The sequence below is a fragment of the Lysinibacillus sp. G1-3 genome, from assembly GCF_056322905.1.
Genome location: NZ_JBWHYQ010000089.1, coordinates 1 through 255, shown reverse-complemented (window position 1 = coordinate 255; position 255 = coordinate 1). Strand labels below are relative to the sequence as shown.

General features: G+C 23.9%; 1 protein-coding gene. It reads left to right on the top strand.

All coding sequences use genetic code 11. The features are described 5' to 3' along the window. On the top strand, nt 1-255 hold a 255-nt coding region (locus ACVYAD_RS25295), incomplete at both ends, for a hypothetical protein (RefSeq protein WP_476428321.1).

The following is a 255-nucleotide window of genomic DNA, read 5'->3' as shown; positions in this document are numbered from 1 at the left end:
TAGCTTTGACAAGTGGAGCAACATTAATTATAAATGAAAAACACAAATCTTTTGATCCAATAGAAATAAGTAGGTTAATAGTCGAGAATGAGGTTACATTTACTTATATACCACCTTTATTATTGACGAATGTTTATGAGGAATTAAAAAAATATAAAAACAATGTTAAATTAAATAAACTATTGGTTGGAGTTGAATCCATAAGAGGGAAAACATTAAATAGTTTTTATAATTTGAATAAAGAAATAGAAATAA